Consider the following 17,497-nt stretch of genomic DNA (forward strand, 5'->3'; position numbering starts at 1 on the left):
TGGTTTGGTGCATGAACTCTCACACGGAGCCGACCAACACATTGACGTTCGACGAATGCTGGGAGTTGCTGGCCGATGACATACTGGGGCGCCTGGCCCTGGTAGTGGACGGCCATCCGGAGATCTTTCCGGTCAACTACGTGCTGGACCGCAGGAGCATCGTCTTCCGCAGCGCCGGTGGCTCCAAACTCTGGGGCGCGCAGGCGGACCGTGCCGCGGCGCTGGAGATCGACGGATACGATCCCCGCACGGAGATCGCCTGGAGCGTGGTGGTGCGCGGAGACACCGCAGTGATCGAGGCCCAGGCCGACAAGGACGCCGTTGACGCCCTGCATCTGGAGCCCTGGCAGCCCGGGCCCAAGGACTACTACATCCGGCTGACCCCCTTTGCACTGACCGGCCGTCGTTTCCGGGTCACCAAACCGGACGTCTGGAACACCCGGTTGGCGGACCGCCGTCGTGCTTCCTTCGAGTAGCGCGGGTGACCTTATGGACGGCGAAGCAGCCGCTCCGCTTGTCCCTGGGGTCCGGATCCGGCTGCTCCGGCGTAACGATGCCGCCGGCCTGAGCGAGGCCTACCGCCGGAACCGCCAGCACCTCGCGCATTGGGAACCGGAGCGGGACGAAGCCTTCTTCACTCCCCGGCATCAACTGGACATCATCCGGGCCAAGCTCGTCCAGCATTCAACGGGCCAGGAAGTTCCGTGGGTGCTGGTGGGCCACGATGATCCCGCTTACATCCTCGGCGCCGTCACCCTCACCGGCATCGCCCGTGGGCCGTTCCTCAACGCCAACCTCGGGTACTGGGTTGATTCCAGCCTCAACCGGCGGGGCATCGGATCTGCGGCTGTCCGCTTTGCCACGGACCATGCCCGGACGGAGCTGGGCCTCCACCGCATCCAGGCGGCAACGCTGCTCCACAATGAGCCCTCACGCAAAATCCTCGGGCGCGCCGGCTTTCGGGAAATCGGCGTAGCGCCGCAATACCTGAAAATTGCCGGCCGCTGGCAGGACCACCTGCTCCACCAACTGCTGCTCCACAATGAGCCCACCGCGAAAGGCACCCCATGAGTAACGACTCTCCTATCCCCGTCATCCTGGGCGGCGCACGCACTCCCTTCGGCAAGTTCCGCGGCGCCCTCTCCGGGCTCACCTCCAGCGAACTGGGCGCCCACGCCATCCGGAACGCACTGGAACGGTCCGGGGTGGCGCCGGAACAGGTCCAGGCCGTCATCGTGGGCCAGGTCATCCAGGCGGGCGCGGGCCAGGGACCCGCCAGGCAGGCCAGCCTTGCCGCCGGCATCGGCTGGGACGTGCCCACCGTGACCATCAACAAACTGTGCCTGTCCGGGCTGACCGCCGTGATCGATGCCGCCCGGATGATCCGCGCCGGCGAGGCTGATTTCATTGTGGCGGCGGGCCAGGAATCCATGACCAACGCCCCGCACCTGCTGCCCCGGCTTCGCGGCGGCGTTGCGATCGGCGATGCGCCGTTGCTGGATTCCCTGAACTTTGACGGCCTGCAGGACCCTGTCTCCGGCGAACTGATGGGATCCGCCACCGACGCCGGGAACACCCGCCTGGGCATCAGCCGCGAGGACCAGGACGCCGTCGCCGCCCTCTCCCACCAGCGGGCGGAGGCCGCCCGGGCCGCAGGCATCCTGGCCGAAGAGATCGCCCCGGTGGAGGTCCCGCAGCGCCGGGGACCCGCCGTCGTGATTGATGCCGACGAAGGCATCCGCGCCGGCACCACCATCGAGACGCTGGCGGCACTGAAACCCGCCTTCTCCAAGGATCCGGCGGCCACCATCACCGCCGGTTCGGCCTCCCCACTGTCCGACGGCGCGGCCGCCGTTGTGGTGGCCAGCAAGTCAGCAGCGGAAGCGGCCGGCCTTAGCTGGATCGCGGAGATCGGTAGCCACGGCCAGACCGCCGGACCGGACGGGTCCCTGCATTCCCAGCCGTCCCGCGCCATTGAACAGGCCCTGAAACTTGAAGGGCTGAGCATTGACAACGTGGACCTGATTGAGATCAACGAAGCCTTCGCGTCGGTGGTACTGCAGTCAGCCAAGGACCTGGGGATCGACGCGGACAGGATCAACGCCGACGGCGGCGCCATCGCCTTGGGCCACCCGGTGGGCGCATCGGGGGCCCGCCTGGTCCTGCATCAGGCACTGGCGCTGAACCGGCGCGGCGGCGGGACGGGCGTGGTTGCCTTGTGCGGCGGCGGTGGCCAGGGCGACGCCCTGATCCTCAAAGCCCGACCCACACCCCTCCTCCAAAGCAACGCGGGGTCACTTAACGCCCATGCGGAGGCTTTGGACGGGCGCTAAGTGACCCCGCGTTGCTGTCAACCACTCCACTAGCGGGACAGGACACCATGAACACTTCACCTACCGCCGAAGAGGGTTTCGGGACCATCTCCGTTGCCGCAATCCTGGCTGAATCAGCCGCCCGCTTTCCGGACTCCGAGGCCCTTGTGGTGGGCGAGGAGCGGGTGACCTACAGCGAACTCTGGGAACAGACGCGCGCATATGCCGGTGCGTTGCGGGACCGTGGCGTGGGGCACGCCAGCCGCGTGGCCCTGCTGATGCCCAATGTTGCTGATTTCGCCCGGGTCTACTACGCGGTCCTCGCGCTGGGCGGCGTGGTGGTGCCGTTGCATGCGCTGCTGAAGGGCAGGGAGATCGAGTACATGCTGCGCGACAGCGGCGCGCAGCTGCTCGTCTGCGCCGGACCGCTCCTTGAGGAAGGTGCCAAAGGCGCCGCGGCCGCGGGCATCGACGCCGTCACCGTCCTGGTGCCGGAGGGGCCCGAAGGTGCCGCCCGGCTGGAGACCGAAGCGGCAGGCGCCGAGCCCATCAGCACCTGGCTGCCGCTGCGGCCCTTCGAGACGGCCACGATTCTGTACACATCCGGGACCACCGGCCAGCCCAAGGGCGCCTTGGGCAGCCACTTCGCCATTGTGGAACAGACCAATACGCTGCTGACCAGCACGTTTGACCTCCGCCGCGGTGACGTCATCTTCGGAGGACTGCCGATGTTCCACACCTTCGGCCAGACGTGCGTACTCAACACCGGGCTGCGGGCGGGGGCCACCATCGTGATGCTGCCCAAGTTCAGCGGGGATGCAGCCCTGGATGCCCTCGCCCGGCACAACATCAACGTCTTCTTCGGCGTGCCCACCATGTACATCGCCATGCTCGAAGCCGCCCGCACCAACACCGGCCGGTCCAACGCCCTGCGCTACTGCATCTCCGGCGGCGCGTCCCTGCCTGTGGCGGTGATGGACAGGTTCAAGACGGAATTCGGCTCGGACATTTACGAAGGCTACGGCCTGACCGAGACGTCCCCGGTTGCCACCTTCAACCATGTAGGCAAAGCGCCGCGGCCCGGAACGGTAGGCCAGGCCATTTGGGGAGTCCAGGTGGAGATCGCCCGCGCGGACGTCCAGGATGCCATCGAGCTGCAGCCCACGGGCGAGTTAGGCGAGCTGGTGGTCCGGGGGCACAACCTCTTCACGGGCTACCTCAACCGGCCCGAAGCCACCGCAGAGGCTGTGGTGGACGGTTGGTTCCGGACCGGCGACCTGGGCACCAAGGACGGGGACGGCTACCTCCGGATCCTGGACCGGAAGAAGGAGATGATCATCCGGAACGGCTTTAACGTCTACCCGCGCGAGGTAGAGGAAGTCCTCAGCCGGCACGATGCAGTCCTGAGCGTTGCCGTCTATGGCGTCCCCGACGAAACCCACGGGCAGGAGGTGGCGGCCGCCGTCGTCCTCAATCCGGGCAGCAGCGCCACCGTTGATGAGTTGCGGGACTTCGCCGCCGCGGAATTGGCGGCCTATAAGTATCCGCGGATCATTACCCTAGTCACCGAATTCCCCACCGGCCCCAGCGGCAAGGTCCTCAAGCGCGAACTCACCGCCCGGTACAGCGCCGCCGATACTCCAACAGGGTGATCAGGCGGGAATGATGCGGAACAGGAAACGCGTCCGGACCATGACCCACAGGAGCCCCAGGATCACGGCGTAGGCAGCCGTGTTGAGGAGAATGGCGCCCTGCTGCAGCGCCGGGATGGTTCGCTGACCGGACCCGTCATGAGGCCGGACGCGTCCAGCCGGGCACTTGCCGCTGCGGCCACGTCGGCTGCGGGGCTGTAGCAGACTTCAGTCTGCAGGAGGAACGGCTTGTCCCGTTGCGCCACGTAGGTGGCGTAGAAGTCCTCGTTTGCCTGCTCCGGTCAGCATCCCGGCCAGTTCCCCGGGGGCAGCCACGGTGTTGACGGCTGCCGTTCCGGCGGTGTCGTCATGGTAGGCCGACAGCCCTAACCATTCCACGGCGTCTTCCCCGGGAGAGTACGGCGCGTAAGCGGCATCGGTGCCGTCCCAGATGCCGTCGCCGTTGGTGTCCGACAGGGCAAAGCGGTAGTCCCGCCCCAGCCCCGGAAGCCCGCCGAAATCCTGGTGATCTCGGCGGCAAATGACTGGGCGGCGTCGTCGTCGATCTGCTGCAGCGGAACCGTGGGTTTGACGGTGAGCATGGCATGGGAGCCCAGGGCTGCAGCCTGGTCCAGGAACTGCCGGATAGCGATGGTTTCCGAGGACCGGAAGGGGATGGAAATGTCATGGCCCAGCAGAGCCGGCGTCGCTCCGGGACTGTGTTGGCGGCGCGGGCGGCGGCCGGCGCCTTTGCAAACTCTGTCTGCCTCACCTTTGGGTCCGGTTCAGCCATGCTTGGCCTCAGGTCCCAGGTCCCAGGTCCCAGGACCACCAGCGGCATCAGACGCTGCGCACGGGCGACCCCGACGAGGGTCTGCGGTCCCGCCCCCACTCGGTTGTCCCGTCAGCGCCGGGGTTACGGAAACACGCGTTGGTTACGGAACATGACGACGGCGGCGGTGCGGCGGGGCGGGGCGAGTGTTACGTTTTTGGGGAGTAATGAGAACCGGCGCCAAGCCCTGACTGGCCGGTCGGCAACCCTCCCTTTCGCGGCGGGGTGCCTCAGGTGAATACTCGGCATATCGACCCATTCGAGCTGCAAGCGTGAAAGAAGGAGTTCCGTCGTGTCTGACGCCCCCGCCCCTGAAAAGAAACTGTCGTACCGGCTTGTCACCGGGCCGGACGACAGGTCTTTCTGTGAACGGATTTCCACTGCCCTGGCCGAAGGGTATGTCCTGCACGGCAGCCCGGCCGCGACGTCCAACGGAGGTGTTGTGATCGTTGCGCAGGCACTCATCCTCCCGTCGGCCATCGCCACCGCCGATGCCGCCGTCGCCTCTGCCGTGGAAGACCTCGATTTCGACGGCGAGGGCCACGCGTGAGCTACGCCGGAGACCTCACCCCGCAGGAAGCCTGGGCCAAGCTGGAGCAGGGCGCCATCCTGGTGGACGTCCGGACCGAAGGCGAATGGGCCCACATCGGCATCCCCGACACCAAGGCCACGGACAACGATCCCCTGTTCATCCCGTGGACCTTCCCCGGCGGCATCCCCAACTCGGATTTCATCACCGACCTGACACAGCAGGCACCGGAGGACGACGGCGCCGAACTGGTGTTCCTCTGCCGCTCGGGCCAGCGCTCCATCGCCGCCGCCATCGCCGCGACGCAGGCCGGCTTCACCTCCTACAACGTCCTGGAGGGTTTCGAAGGCGAGCCGGACCGCTACGGCGAGCGCACCGTCAACGGCTGGAAAAACCGCGGCCTCCCCACCAACCTGGGAATAACGAAGTGACCTTCAACGAAGACGCCGCCGGCTGGAGCGCCGAAACGCAGGCCGTCCGCGGCGGGCTGAACCGCACCAACTTCCAGGAGACCACCGAGCCGGTCTTCCTGAACTCCGGCTTCGTCTACGAGTCCGCTGCCGCCGCCGAGCGCGCCTTCACCGGCGAGGACGAACGCTTCGTCTACTCCCGGTACGGCAACCCGTCCGTGGCCACCTTCCAGGAACGCCTTCGCCTGCTCGAAGGCACCGAAGCGTGCTTTGCGACGGCATCTGGCATGTCAGCGGTCTTCACCGCCCTGGGCGCCCTGCTGGCGGCCGGCGACCGGGTGGTTGCCGCGCGTTCACTGTTCGGCTCCTGTTTTGTGATCCTGAACGAGATCCTGCCGCGCTGGGGCGTGGAAACCGTGTTCGTTGACGGCCCGGACCTCGAACAGTGGGCTGCTGCACTGTCGGAACCCACCACCGCAGTGTTCTTCGAATCGCCATCCAACCCGATGCAGGAAATCGTGGACATCGCCGCGGTCAGCGAACTGGCGCACGCCGCCGGGGCCACCGTCGTCGTCGACAACGTCTTCGCCACTCCCCTGCTGCAGCGCTGCGGCCAGCTGGGCGCGGACGTGATTGTGTACTCCGGCACCAAGCACATCGACGGCCAGGGACGCGTCCTGGGCGGTGCCATCCTGGGCACCAAGGAGTTCATCGACGGCCCGGTCAAGCAGCTCATGCGGCACACCGGCCCGGCCCTCTCCGCGTTCAACGCCTGGGTGCTGACCAAAGGCCTGGAGACCATGGCGCTGCGCGTGAACCACTCGTCCGCGTCCGCTCTGCGGCTGGCGGAATGGCTCGAAAAGCAGCCGGCCGTCAGCTGGGTCAAGTACCCGCTGCTCAAGTCCCACCCGCAGTACGAACTTGCCGCCAAGCAGATGAAGGCCGGCGGCACCGTCCTCACGCTGGAACTTGCGACGACGGATGGCCGCTCGGGCAAAGAAGCCGCGTTTGGGCTGCTGGACGCCTTGCGGATCATCGACATCTCCAACAACCTGGGCGATTCCAAGTCCCTCATCACCCATCCGGCCACCACCACGCACCGCGCCATGGGCCCCGAAGGCCGCGCCGCCATCGGGCTCAGCGACGGTGTGGTGCGGCTGTCCGTAGGCCTGGAGGACGTGGACGACCTCATCGGCGACCTGGAGCAGGCCCTGAAGCAGATCTGACCGGAGGCGGCGGCCGGTTCAGGCGCCTGGCTGGCGGAGCTGCCGGGACGCCGTCTCCCGGACCGCGTCGGTCAGCTGGTTGAGCACCGGCGAGTCGATTTTCCACCGCTGCCAGTACAACGACACGTCCACGGGCTCGGCCCGTGCCAGCTCCACGAGGCCGCCGTTCCGGATGTCGGACAGGCACTGCTGCTCCGGCAGAAGTCCCCACCCCAGTCCCAGCCGGATGGCCTGCGCGAACTCGGCCGACGACGGCACATAGTGCCGCGGCGCGGTCAGTTCCGCGCCGGTCAGCCTGCGGAAAAACCCGTCCTGAAGGTCATCCTTGCGGTCAAAGTCCACCACCGGGGCCTGGCTCCCTGCAGCAAGTTCCGCCCCGTCGGGCAACCAGCGCAGGAGGTACCCGGGGCTTGCCACCGCACGGTACCGCAGGGAACCCAGCGGTACCATACTGCAGCCCGGGACCGCTTCCGGCGTTGCGGTTACCGCGGCCATCACCGATCCGGTCCGGAGGAGCTGGGTGGAATGCTGCTCGTCTTCCCTGCGGAGTTCGAAGCACGCGCCGAGGTCCGGCGGAAGACTTGCCAGCGCAGGCATGAACCAGGTGGAGAGTGAGTCCGCGTTCACCACCAAGGGAATGGGCGCCGTCGGCAGGTCCTGGCTCGCCCCGAGCTCCTGCTGGGCGTCCCATTCGAGCTGCCGGACCTGCCTGGCGAACCGCAAAACGGCTTCCCCGGCTGTTGTGGGCCGGACGGGGTTGGTGCGCTGCAACAGGATCTGGCCGGCCGCGTCCTCCATCGCCTTGAGCCGTTGGGAAATGGCCGACGGCGTGACGTACAGGCTCCGCGCCGCCGCCTCAAGCGTCCCCTCGTCCACGACCGCCGCGAACGTCCGGAGCTGCTCAAAGTGGAACATCTTCATTAGCTTTCCTTAATAGAGCTAAGAATATTTAGCTGGAGTAATCCTACGTCCGGCCCGTACGTTGGAGGATATGGATCTGACTGCATTTCTAGGCCCCACCGCACTGGGCTTCAGCACGGGCCTCGCCCTGATCGTGGCCATCGGCAGCCAGAACGCCTTTGTGCTCCGGCAGGGCATCCGCGGCGAGCATGTGGCCGCCGTCGTCCTGGTCTGCGGCGTCTCCGATGCGCTGCTCATCGCTGCGGGCATCGCCGGAGTGGGGGCGCTGCTCCAGTCGAGCCCCGTGATCGTGGACGTGGTCCGGTTAGCCGGAGCCGCCTTCCTGGTGGGCTACGGGGTCATGGCCGCGCGCCGGGCACTTCGTCCGGGGGCGTTGTCGGCATCGGGGCGCCAGCCCGCCGTCGGCCTCGGCGCCGCCCTCAGCACGGTGCTGGCCCTGACCTGGCTCAACCCGCACGTCTACCTGGACACCGTGCTGCTGCTCGGATCGGTGGCCAACCAGCAGGCGCACGATTTGCGATGGTGGTTCGGGGCCGGGGCCATCGCCGCCAGCGTCGCCTGGTTCAGCGCGCTGGCTTTCGGGGCCAGGGTCCTGCGGCCCTTCTTCGCGCGGCCCTCATCGTGGCGCATCCTGGACGGGCTCGTCGCCGTGGTCATGCTCACGCTGGGGATACGCCTGGCGATCGGCGCGTGACGTCGATGTCCTTTAGCGCGAACGGACACAGCCGTTGACCTCGGAGACGGTGCGGCGTAACTTCATGGTCACCACCGCGATGTCGCTGGGCCAACGCATCCGCCGGACCGAAAGCCAGCCATGAATGGAAACCAGCCAGTGCAGGGCAACAAGCCATTTCAAAAGGCCGGAGCCGTCATCGTCGCGGCGGGCACGTGCTGGGGACTGGGAATTTCGTTCGTGGGGAACGTGCATGCCACCCGTGACCCGGCCACCAGGCTGGCCATGCTGGAGCGCCACCGAGGCCTCTGGATAACCGGACAATTCCTGGCAGCCGCCGGGACCATGGCCGTTCCCGTTGGATTCGTCCGGTTCGCCCAATCCGTCCGGCCGGGCCCCGCCAACGGCCTCGCCAAGACCCTGGCTGCCGCCGCGGCCGCCGCCCTGCTCGCCGGCGCGCCCTTGTTTGTGGTGGCCCTTGCGAACCGCGCCTCGGACCTGGAGAGGTTCGCCTATCGGCGGGGCGCAAACTGGCCGTTCCTGACATACTCAGGGCTGCATATCGGCGGGCTCGCGGCCCTGGGGACGGGGCTCCTGCTCTTGCCGCTGAAACCCTGGACCGGCATCACGGCGGCCGCCAGCGCACCGGTCTTCGCTGCCATCCTGGCCGGCACCAAGGACATTCCGCCGTTCGCCTTCTACCTGGTGGAAACCGCCGTGGGTGTCCAGCTGATGCGCTACGAGGAACCCCCGGCTCCCGCCGAGGACAACACGGACACACTCCCCCGGCGTTGATGCTGAGGCCGGCGCGAAATGCGTCAGGGGGAACGCTCAGAAAATCTCAGGACTGGCGCACCCGCAGCAGCTCCGGGGCCTCGTCCACCGCCAGCAACCCGGAGGTTCCCCGCATCGTTACATCCACGGCGTGGGCAACCACGGCCCCCAGCCCGCCGTCGTCGGGTCCTGTTTTTTCCGTCACTGCGTCCCACACCCTGCGCTGTTCGGTTGAGCCGGTGCCGCGGGCAATGATGTCCTCAACGCCCTGCCGGGCCAAGGCCAGTTCGTCCTGCTCGGCGAGGACCGGCGCCAGATAATCCACCAAAGACCGCACGACGTCGACGGCGGGCGCCGGCCGGAAGGTCCCGAAATCCAGCAGCTCGCCGCTCATGCCGCTGCTGCTCGCCTGCCACGCCGCCATCCGCAGCAGCACCGTGGGCACCGGCGCAGGATCCACGCCGGCACGCCAATCGCGGCTCGCCGATTCGACCAGGGCCCGGACCAACACCGCAATCAGGGCAGCATCCTCGGCACGGAGGCAGACATCGGCCACCCGGACCTCTACGGTGGGGTGGTTCCGGGACAGGCGCGCGTCGAAGTAGATCATGCCTTCGTCCAACAGCACGCCGCTGTCCAGCAGGCGCGTTACCACCCGCCGATATGCGGAATATGTCGTGAAAATTCCCGAGGGGCCGGACGTGGGCCAGCGGTTCCAGGCCTGGGTGCGGTAACTCTCGAATCCCGTGCGCACCCCGTTCCAGAACGGCGAGTTGGCGCTCAGGGCTGTGAGGACCGCAAGCTTGTCCCGGATCCTGTCCAGCACCGCCACGCCCTCGTCCTTGGACTCAATGAAAGTGTGAACGTGGAAACCGCAGGTCAGCTGCTCCTGCGCAGTCAGGCCGAAGCGTTCCAGCATCCGGGCATAGCGGGGGTCCGGGGTGGTGTGGCTGGCGAGGCCAAACGGAGAGGTGGCCAGCGCGGCCACCCTTGCCCCGTTTTTGGCCGCCGCCTTGTCCGCCAGCAACCGGCCAGCCCGGATCTGCGGCAGCAGTTCTGCGTACTCGAGGCAAGGCCGGGTCTGGGTCTCGATCTGCTCAAGCTTCAGCTCCGCAGTCAAGCCCATTCCGTCGTCGTGCGCGGTTTTGTCCGTATCTGCCATCACATAGTGGCGTTCCGGGGCGTCGTCGGCAGCCATCCGGCGGCCGGACAGCATCGCATCTGCCAGGGCAAGCGGCTCCCCCGTGTCCGGATCAACAATCAGGAGCTCTTCCTCGACGCCGAATGTACGCATGCCTATATTGTGCGGCAACGGGCAAGGCCGCGGCAGTCCTGGAGCCGGCGGATTCTGCCGAGCGTTAGTCCTGGAAGTACTCCACCTTGGCACCGATGGTGTTGAGCCGTTCCGCCAAATCCTCGTAGCCGCGCTCGATCACGTAGATGTTCCGCAGCTCCGACACTCCCCGCGCCGCAAGCATGGCCAGCAGCAGGCAGGCGGCGGGGCGGAGTGCCGGCGGGCAGCCCACCTCGGCGGCCCGCCACTTCGTGGGGCCATTGACGTAGATCCGGTGCGGGTCCAGCAGCTGCACCTGGGCGCCGAGCCGGTTGAGTTCGGTGAGGTAGATGGCCCGGTTCTCGTAGACCCAGTCATGGATCATGGTCTGGCCATGGGCGTTGGCGGCAATGACCGCGAAGAACGGCAAGTTGTCGATGTTCAGGCCGGGGAACGGCATGGGGTGGATCTTGTCCTCCGGAGCCCGCAACTCGGACGGTTTCGTAGTCACATCCACCAGCCGGGTGCGGCCGTTGCGCGCCACGTACTCGCCGGAAATCTCCAGCTGCTGGCCCATCTGCTCCAGCGTGGCCAGCTCGATCTCCATGAACTCGATGGGGACGCGGCGGACGGTCACCTCTGAGTTGGTGACGATGCCGGCGGTGATGAGGCTCATGGCCTCAATGGGGTCCTCGGACGGGAAATATTCAATGTCGAGGTCGATGAGCGGCTGACCGGTGATCTTCAGGGTTGTAGTGCCCACGCCGTCGATCGTCACGCCCAGCATCTCGAGGTAGAAGCAGAGGTCCTGAACCATGTAGTTGGGGCTGGCGTTACGGATGATGGTGGTGCCGCGGCGGTGCGCCGCTGCCATGATCGCGTTCTCGGTGACGGTGTCCCCGCGTTCCGTCAGCACAAAGGAGCGGTCGTGAGCGTCCGGCGGCGGAGCCTGCACGGCATAGAAACCGGCGGTGGCCTCCACTGACAGCCCGAACTGGCGCAAGGCCTGCATGTGCGGCTCAACCGTCCGCGTGCCCAGATCGCACCCGCCGGCATACGGCAGGCGGTACTCTGCGGATTCGTCCAGGAGCGGGCCCAGGAGCATGATCACGCTGCGTGTGCGCCGCGCGGCGTCCACATCCATGGCGTCAAGGTCCAGGACGGCGGGGCGGCGGAGCTGGAGGTCTGTGTCGTTGAGCCACGTGCATTCGACGCCGATGCTGGTGAGGACCTCGACGATCCGGTTGACCTCTTCGATCCGGGCGAGGCGGCGCAGGACGGTGGTGCCGCGGTTGATCAGGCTGGCGCACAGCAGCGCCACACCGGCGTTTTTGCTGCTGTTGACATCCACGGCCCCGGACAGCGTGCGGCCGCCTTCAATCCGCAGGTGCGTCATCTGTGGTTTGCCCACTTTGACGATGCTGCGGTCCAGAATCGCTTCGAGCCGCTGGATCATCTTCAGGCTCAGGTTCTGCTTGCCCTGCTCCATCCGGGCGACGGCGCTTTGGCTGGTTCCCAGCGCGCCGGCGAGCTGGCCCTGGGTCCAGCCCTTCTCGGTCCTGGCGTCCCTGAGTGTGGCGGCGATGTGCTCGGCGGTTTCCTGAATCATAGGAAAAAAATATCACAAGTGAGTTATTTTATGGGATATGAAATCGGAGTGGCCACTGAACTCCCAGCAAATACCCGACTCATGAGATAGCCGCTCCTTGATGGTTGTCCTTGACCCCGCCACTCGCTCGGCGGGAGACTGAAACATCGGGTCCACCCGATAAGCGGAAGAATGCGATGCAGGAGGCCTGCCATGTATGGGAATGCGGCTACAGCATCCCGTGTTTTAGCGTGTGCCATCTTATGCCTGCTCTTGGCCCTTTGCGGGATTATCGTGGCGCCGGCGTCCGTGGCCGCCCCTTCACCCGGCGAGGGCGCCGAGCAAGCACTGGGTAACGATGTCTCGTGGCCTCAGTGCAACAAGGCGCTTCCCGCCGCTCCAGCTTTCGGGATCGTTGGCGTCAACAATGGCCTGGCCAGCACCACTAACCCCTGCCTCGCCGAACTGCTCCGCTGGGCCGAAGCCATCACGGTGAACCCGACCGATCAGCCGTCCGTGGCCCTTTACGTCAACACCGCCAACCCGGGTCACGCTGGCTCCTGGTGGCCCACCAGTAACAACTACCCCGCAGCCCACGCTGTGTCCAACCCCTACGGCACCTGCAAGGACAAGGACGTTGGCACGGCGTGCGCATACATGTACGGCTACGCCAAGGCGTACGACGACGCCAACATCCGCGGCATCAGCAGCCCCTCGGACTACCTGTGGTGGCTCGATGTTGAAACCGGCAACAGCTGGTCCCTCGACAAGAATGCCAACCGTGCCGTTCTGGAAGGTATGACCGACCTTTTTCACAGCATCGGCGCCGACGTCGGCATCTACTCCTCGGCCTATCAATGGGGACAGATCGTGGGCACCGTCAGCCGCTCCAGCAACCTTTATGCCCTGCCCACCTGGCTGGCAGGCGCCCTCAATGCCTTCGGAGCCACGGCCAACTGCTCGAATGCGCCGTTGAACCCCGGTGGCACAGTCACCCTGACCCAGTTCGTCTCCAGGGGCTTCGACTACAACCACTCGTGCATTTAGCAAGCACTGCGCGCCGTAGCCAGAATCCGGAAGCATGGCCCGCCCTTACTAGCGCCAGACGAAGTTCCAGGTCCCCATTACAGCCGCGGCAACCACAGCGGCCGCCGCGATCAGCAGGCCGCCCGCCAGCACCCAGGCGTCCAACGTCGAATAGGTGGACTCCCGGGCCCACGTCCGCTGCCCGGTGCCAAAACCGCGCGCTTCCATGGTGATGGCCAGGCGGGACGCGCGGCGGATGGCCTGGACCAGGAGCCCAAAGCTCTGCCCGAGGGTGGCCCGCAGCCGTTGCAGCGGGGTGCCCTGCGAGCCCACCCCGCGGGCCCGCCGCGCCATGCCGATGGTCTGCCATTCCTCGGCCATAAGTCCCACCAGGCGCATCGCGGCCAGCGTGCCGAGGACAAACCGGTGCGGCAACCGGGCTCTCTGCGCCAGCGCATCCGCGAGGTCAGTGGGGTCTGTGCACGTCATAAGGAGGATCGCCGGCAGTGCTATCGCGAGGCCGCGCAGCATAAAGCCGATTCCCAGCTGCAGGGAACCTTCGCTGATGGACCAGATTCCGACGTCGAGCAGTACGGCGCCGCTATCGGCCGCGACGATCGCCGTGCTCCAGCCGCCCAGGGCGGACGCGATGATGAGCGGCCAACCGCGCTGCCACAACAGGCGCAGGGTGAGGCCGGCCAGCGGGAAGAGCGCCAGCTCGGCAACGAGCGCGGTGGTGGCGGACACCCAGTCGATGGAGAGCGCCAGCACCAGCGTGATGAGGAAAACGACGCCGAACTTGGCCAACGGGTTGGCGCGCGTCAGCAGCGCCTGGTTGCCGCGGAGAGTCAGTGCGTCCCTCATGCCGCACCCGCTTCCTGGCGGGCGCCGCCGCGTGAGGCCGGGCCAAGCCGCAGTTCGGCCCCGCCCAGGACGGCGCTGAATTCCTGGTCGTGGGTCACGGAAACCACGGAGGTTCCGGCGTCGAGCAGTTCTGAGAGGAACGATGCGAGTTCGGCCCAGGTGTTGGCGTCCTGGCCGAAGGTCGGCTCGTCCAGCACCAGCACTCGCGGGTGGGCCGCCAGGACCGTGGCCACCGACAGGCGCCGCTTTTCGCCGCCGGACAACGTGTACGGATTGGCGTCCACCAGGTGCGTCAGGCGCAGCCGTTCCAGCAGCTCTTCAACCCGCTCTTCGCCATGGCCCAGATGCCGCGGGCCGAACATCAGTTCGTCCAGCACCCGGCCGGTAACGAACTGGTGCTCGGGCTCCTGGAACACGGTTCCGATGCGGGAAATCAGCTGGTTGGCTTTCCATTTGAAGGGATCGATCCCGGCCCCCTCGGAAAGCTCGACGGCGGCGGACACCTTCCCCGCCACTGGTGCCAAAAGCCCGGCGAGCGTTAGCGCAAACGTTGACTTGCCGGCGCCGTTGGGACCCGTGACGGTGAGTGCGTGGCCGGAACGGACCTGGGCGGTGATGCCCAGCTGCACCGGCACGGGCGGGATGGTCCGGAAGCCGCGGCGCCGCGGACGCTCGCGGGAGACGGCCAGGTCCTCAGCGGCCAGCAGCAGGTCACCGGAGCCTGTGGACGCGCGGCGGCGGGTTGCCGGAATATACCCCGGCACCCACACGCCCGCGCCGATCAGCATTTCCCGCGCCTCGTCGAGTACCTGGTCCGGCGGCCCGTCCAGCAAGACGGCGGACGTACCGGCCAAACTTCCTGCGGAGCCCGCAGCGGAGCCCGGCTGGAGCACCACAATCCGGTCCACCAGGTCCTTCCAGACGGACACGCGGTGTTCCACCACAACGAGTGTGGCGCCGGTTTTGTCCAGGCAGCGGCCCACTGCGTCCCGGACTTCCAGCACGCCGGCGGGATCCAGGTTCGCGGTGGGCTCGTCCAGCAGGATCAGCCCGGGCCGCATCGCGAGGATCCCGGCCAGCGCCAGTCGCTGCTTCTGTCCGCCGGACAGGGCCGACGTCGGGTGGTCCAGCGGGAGCCCGGCGGCACCTGGCCCGCCGTTGGCGTCCACACCTGTGCCATTGGCGTTCAAACCAGCTCCGCCGCCCCCGGCACTTCGCAGCCCGACGTCGTCGAGCGCTTCATGGACGCGCCGCCAGATCTCGTCCCGCGGAACGGCGAGGTTCTCGGCGCCGAAGGCGACGTCGTCGCCCAGGCGCGACAGAACCACCTGCGTTTCCGGGTCCTGCTGCATCAGCCCCGAGCGGCCGCGCTGCCCGCGGGGAACCACCCCGTCGATCAGCAGCGAACCGGTTTCGTCGGCGTCGTCTCCTTCATCCCCCAGCACCCCTGCGAGCGCGTGCAGCAGCGTTGACTTGCCGGCGCCCGACGGGCCCAGCAGCAGCACCCGCTCGCCGGGAGCGATGTCGAGGTCGAGCCCGTGGACGGCGGGGGCGGAACGGCCGGCATGCCGCCAGCCCCAGCCACGGGCGGACACCGCGGCGGGGCGCACTCCGGAAGCGCCGGCGTCGGAAGCGGTCATCAGTTGAAGACGGGCTCCGAAGCTGCCTTCCGGGACGCGAACGAGCTCAGCACGCCGGTCCTGGCCAGGCCGCGGGTGGCGATCCAGGACAGCGCGCCCGCAATCACCGCGCCGGAGATGGTGCAGAAAACGATGTACGCAAGCTTGTCGCCGGGCTCGTACGCGATGTTCCAGCCCCACGGCAGGAACGAGTCGTTGAGGCCGCAGAACAGGCCCGCCCCGGCACCGGCCAGGAGAGCGGCGATGAGGTTGTACTTCTGGTGCAGGAAGGACTTGAACCGGAAGTTGCCGTACACCAGCAGGAAGAACACCAGTTCGGCGCCTAGGCCCTGGAGGAGTCCGGAGATCAGCACCGTGGCGCCGTACTGCGAGCCCATGATGAGTTCGCCGGTGGCGGCCACAGCTTCGCAGAAGAGCGCCGCGCCGGGTTTGCGGATGATGAGCATGCCCAGCACTGCCGGGATCATCCAGCCGCCGGCGATCAGGCCGGTCAGCGGGGGGTAAACGGCATTCATTGGTGCGGAAACGATGCCGGCGCCCTGGGACCAGGCCCAGAAGATCACGCCACCGGTGATGGCGATGAGCGCCGCCACCACGATGTCCACAACACGCCAGGTATTGCCGGTCTTTTTGATTGCTGCAGTTGTCATTCGGTCCTCCTGAGGATCAGGAGGGGAAAGTGCCCCGGCGTGCGGCGCTGCCGCCGTTTCCGGACACTTCGAGAACTCGACTCCCTTGCGCCGGTACTAACCGGATCAGGTTCGAGGGTCTGCGGCTGTCCGCACTCTCAGCGCCTGCCTGCGGTTCCCTGGCAATGCCAGTGATGTCCGACGGCGGCGCTCCCCTGTCGTAATAAATCTGCCCTGATGGGCGTACTCCAGTTTACACCGCGGGCGGGGTAGATTGTGGGCCATGACTGCCAACAACCCGACTGTGACTGCGTTCAATCCCGATGCGACGGTGCCCCAGCCGGTGGGGCTGCTGGAGGCCCTGATCGCCCGCATCGAGGGCGAGATCAGCGAGCTGCAGTTTCCCCATTTCACCAGGGATGATTCCCTCAATCTGGGGCTGCTGCTGGTGGAGCTCGGCAAATCGCGCCGGCTGCCTATCGCGATCGACATCACGAAGGGTGACCAGGTCCTTTTCCATGTTGCCCTGGACGGCGCCACCCCCGACAACGAGCACTGGATCCGGGCGAAGCAGCGCACCGCCGCCAGGTATGAGATCCCGTCGTTGCTGGTGGGCCTCCGCGGCAGGCTGCACGGCGGCCGGATCGAGGACCACGGCTGGTACGACGAAACCGTCTACGCGGCCCACGGCGGCTGCTTCCCGGTCTACGTCGCCGGCGTGGGCGCCGTAGCCACGGTGACGGTCTCGGGCCTGCCCCAGCAGCAGGACCACGATCTCGTGGTGGAAGCCCTGCGGGAGATTCTGGAGTCCATGCAGCCGGGTTAGGCTAAAGACAGTCCCGGATCCGCTCACAAGGAGTTCAACGAATGAACCTGTTCATCAAGCTGCTCGGCACCGCAATCAGCCTCGGCGCCGGATTCGTCGGCACCAAGATGGTCAATACCGTGTGGGAAAAGTCCACCGGCCGGAAGGCTCCCACCGGCAAGGATGAAGACACCCCCACGAGCCTCCGCTCGGCGCTGACGTTCGCGCTTATTTCGGCCTCGGTCAGCACCATCATTCAGGTGCTGGCCAACCGCGGCACACAGCGGGCCATTACCCGCTTCGCCAAGTCCCAGGACATCGTCTAAGCGCACCACCAACACATGAGTTTTTGTCCAGATAAAGG

Annotated in this window: 18 protein-coding genes and 2 riboswitches; of the genes, 12 read left to right on the forward strand and 6 right to left on the reverse strand. The window is 66.9% G+C overall.

The window, feature by feature from the left end; all coding sequences use genetic code 11:
• Nucleotides 1-11 precede the first annotated feature (11 nt).
• The 7 genes from FYJ92_RS17525 to FYJ92_RS17555 all read left to right on the forward strand — a co-directional run bounded on the left by FYJ92_RS17525 (nucleotide 12) and on the right by FYJ92_RS17555 (nucleotide 6,940).
• On the forward strand, nucleotides 12-476 hold the full coding sequence (locus FYJ92_RS17525) for a pyridoxamine 5'-phosphate oxidase family protein (protein ID WP_185261837.1): 465 nt from the start codon (nucleotides 12-14) through the stop codon (nucleotides 474-476).
• 13 nt (nucleotides 477-489) lie between these two features.
• On the forward strand, nucleotides 490-1,071 hold the full coding sequence (locus tag FYJ92_RS17530; protein ID WP_185261838.1) for a GNAT family N-acetyltransferase: 582 nt from the start codon (nucleotides 490-492) through the stop codon (nucleotides 1,069-1,071).
• Nucleotides 1,068-2,333, forward strand: a complete 1,266-nt coding sequence (locus tag FYJ92_RS17535) for an acetyl-CoA C-acetyltransferase (RefSeq protein WP_185261839.1) — start codon at nucleotides 1,068-1,070, stop codon at nucleotides 2,331-2,333. Before FYJ92_RS17530 ends, FYJ92_RS17535 begins: the two co-directional genes overlap by 4 nt.
• 47 nt (nucleotides 2,334-2,380) lie before the next feature.
• Complete coding sequence (locus FYJ92_RS17540; RefSeq protein ID WP_185261840.1) at nucleotides 2,381-3,964, forward strand: long-chain fatty acid--CoA ligase; 1,584 nt, start codon at nucleotides 2,381-2,383, stop codon at nucleotides 3,962-3,964.
• A gap of 974 nt (nucleotides 3,965-4,938) precedes the next feature.
• Nucleotides 4,939-5,054, forward strand: a riboswitch (SAM riboswitch).
• Between the two features lie 13 nt (nucleotides 5,055-5,067).
• Nucleotides 5,068-5,325 (forward strand): DUF1737 domain-containing protein, encoded by a 258-nt coding sequence (locus FYJ92_RS17545; RefSeq protein ID WP_185261841.1) that lies wholly within the window; start codon nucleotides 5,068-5,070, stop codon nucleotides 5,323-5,325.
• Nucleotides 5,322-5,735: a rhodanese-like domain-containing protein gene (locus FYJ92_RS17550; RefSeq protein ID WP_185261842.1), complete on the forward strand. Its 414-nt coding sequence runs from the start codon at nucleotides 5,322-5,324 to the stop codon at nucleotides 5,733-5,735. Before FYJ92_RS17545 ends, FYJ92_RS17550 begins: the two co-directional genes overlap by 4 nt.
• Nucleotides 5,732-6,940, forward strand: coding sequence for an O-succinylhomoserine sulfhydrylase (locus FYJ92_RS17555; RefSeq protein WP_185261843.1), 1,209 nt, complete (start codon nucleotides 5,732-5,734; stop codon nucleotides 6,938-6,940). Before FYJ92_RS17550 ends, FYJ92_RS17555 begins: the two co-directional genes overlap by 4 nt.
• 18 nt (nucleotides 6,941-6,958) lie before the next feature.
• On the opposite strand, the gene FYJ92_RS17560 is transcribed toward FYJ92_RS17555, so the two are convergent.
• Nucleotides 6,959-7,861 (reverse strand): LysR family transcriptional regulator ArgP, encoded by a 903-nt coding sequence (locus tag FYJ92_RS17560; protein WP_219729668.1) that lies wholly within the window; start codon nucleotides 7,859-7,861, stop codon nucleotides 6,959-6,961.
• A gap of 70 nt (nucleotides 7,862-7,931) precedes the next feature.
• Between FYJ92_RS17560 and FYJ92_RS17565 the strand changes: the two genes are divergently transcribed.
• Both FYJ92_RS17565 and FYJ92_RS17570 read left to right on the forward strand, forming a co-directional pair.
• A complete protein-coding gene (locus FYJ92_RS17565; protein WP_185261844.1) occupies nucleotides 7,932-8,555 on the forward strand; it encodes a LysE/ArgO family amino acid transporter in 624 nt (207 codons plus the stop codon).
• 138 nt (nucleotides 8,556-8,693) lie between these two features.
• The gene (locus FYJ92_RS17570) at nucleotides 8,694-9,329 is read left to right on the forward strand and encodes a hypothetical protein (RefSeq protein WP_185263866.1); all 636 of its coding nucleotides are present in this window, start codon (nucleotides 8,694-8,696) and stop codon (nucleotides 9,327-9,329) included.
• Nucleotides 9,330-9,375: 46 nt separating this feature from the next.
• Here the strand turns inward: FYJ92_RS17570 and FYJ92_RS17575 are convergent, their stop codons facing one another.
• Nucleotides 9,376-10,602: a glutamate--cysteine ligase gene (locus FYJ92_RS17575; protein WP_185261845.1), complete on the reverse strand. Its 1,227-nt coding sequence runs from the start codon at nucleotides 10,600-10,602 to the stop codon at nucleotides 9,376-9,378.
• A 64-nt stretch (nucleotides 10,603-10,666) separates the two neighbouring features.
• On the reverse strand, nucleotides 10,667-12,190 hold the full coding sequence (locus FYJ92_RS17580) for a UDP-N-acetylglucosamine 1-carboxyvinyltransferase (protein WP_185261846.1): 1,524 nt from the start codon (nucleotides 12,188-12,190) through the stop codon (nucleotides 10,667-10,669).
• Nucleotides 12,191-12,478: 288 nt separating this feature from the next.
• Between FYJ92_RS17580 and FYJ92_RS17585 the strand changes: the two genes are divergently transcribed.
• Nucleotides 12,479-13,216, forward strand: a complete 738-nt coding sequence (locus FYJ92_RS17585; RefSeq protein ID WP_370526048.1) for a hypothetical protein — start codon at nucleotides 12,479-12,481, stop codon at nucleotides 13,214-13,216.
• A 48-nt stretch (nucleotides 13,217-13,264) separates the two neighbouring features.
• On the opposite strand, the gene FYJ92_RS17590 is transcribed toward FYJ92_RS17585, so the two are convergent.
• The 3 genes from FYJ92_RS17590 to FYJ92_RS17600 are packed head-to-tail and all read right to left on the reverse strand — an operon-like array spanning nucleotide 13,265 to nucleotide 16,349.
• Nucleotides 13,265-14,059: an energy-coupling factor transporter transmembrane protein EcfT gene (locus FYJ92_RS17590; protein WP_185261848.1), complete on the reverse strand. Its 795-nt coding sequence runs from the start codon at nucleotides 14,057-14,059 to the stop codon at nucleotides 13,265-13,267.
• Nucleotides 14,056-15,699 (reverse strand): ABC transporter ATP-binding protein, encoded by a 1,644-nt coding sequence (locus tag FYJ92_RS17595; RefSeq protein WP_185261849.1) that lies wholly within the window; start codon nucleotides 15,697-15,699, stop codon nucleotides 14,056-14,058. The genes FYJ92_RS17590 and FYJ92_RS17595 overlap by 4 nt, the downstream gene beginning before the upstream one ends.
• Nucleotides 15,699-16,349, reverse strand: a complete 651-nt coding sequence (locus tag FYJ92_RS17600; protein WP_058930860.1) for an ECF transporter S component — start codon at nucleotides 16,347-16,349, stop codon at nucleotides 15,699-15,701. Before FYJ92_RS17600 ends, FYJ92_RS17595 begins: the two co-directional genes overlap by 1 nt.
• Nucleotides 16,350-16,413: 64 nt before the next feature.
• A riboswitch (TPP riboswitch) is annotated at nucleotides 16,414-16,555 on the reverse strand.
• Nucleotides 16,556-16,611: 56 nt separating this feature from the next.
• On the opposite strand from FYJ92_RS17600, the gene FYJ92_RS17605 reads away from it, so the two are divergent.
• Nucleotides 16,612-17,154 (forward strand): heme-degrading domain-containing protein, encoded by a 543-nt coding sequence (locus FYJ92_RS17605; RefSeq protein ID WP_185261850.1) that lies wholly within the window; start codon nucleotides 16,612-16,614, stop codon nucleotides 17,152-17,154.
• Between the two features lie 41 nt (nucleotides 17,155-17,195).
• Nucleotides 17,196-17,459 (forward strand): DUF4235 domain-containing protein, encoded by a 264-nt coding sequence (locus tag FYJ92_RS17610; protein WP_185261851.1) that lies wholly within the window; start codon nucleotides 17,196-17,198, stop codon nucleotides 17,457-17,459.
• Nucleotides 17,460-17,497: the final 38 nt, after the last annotated feature.

Source organism: Pseudarthrobacter sp. NBSH8 (assembly GCF_014217545.1).
In the GTDB taxonomy this organism is placed as follows: domain Bacteria; phylum Actinomycetota; class Actinomycetes; order Actinomycetales; family Micrococcaceae; genus Arthrobacter.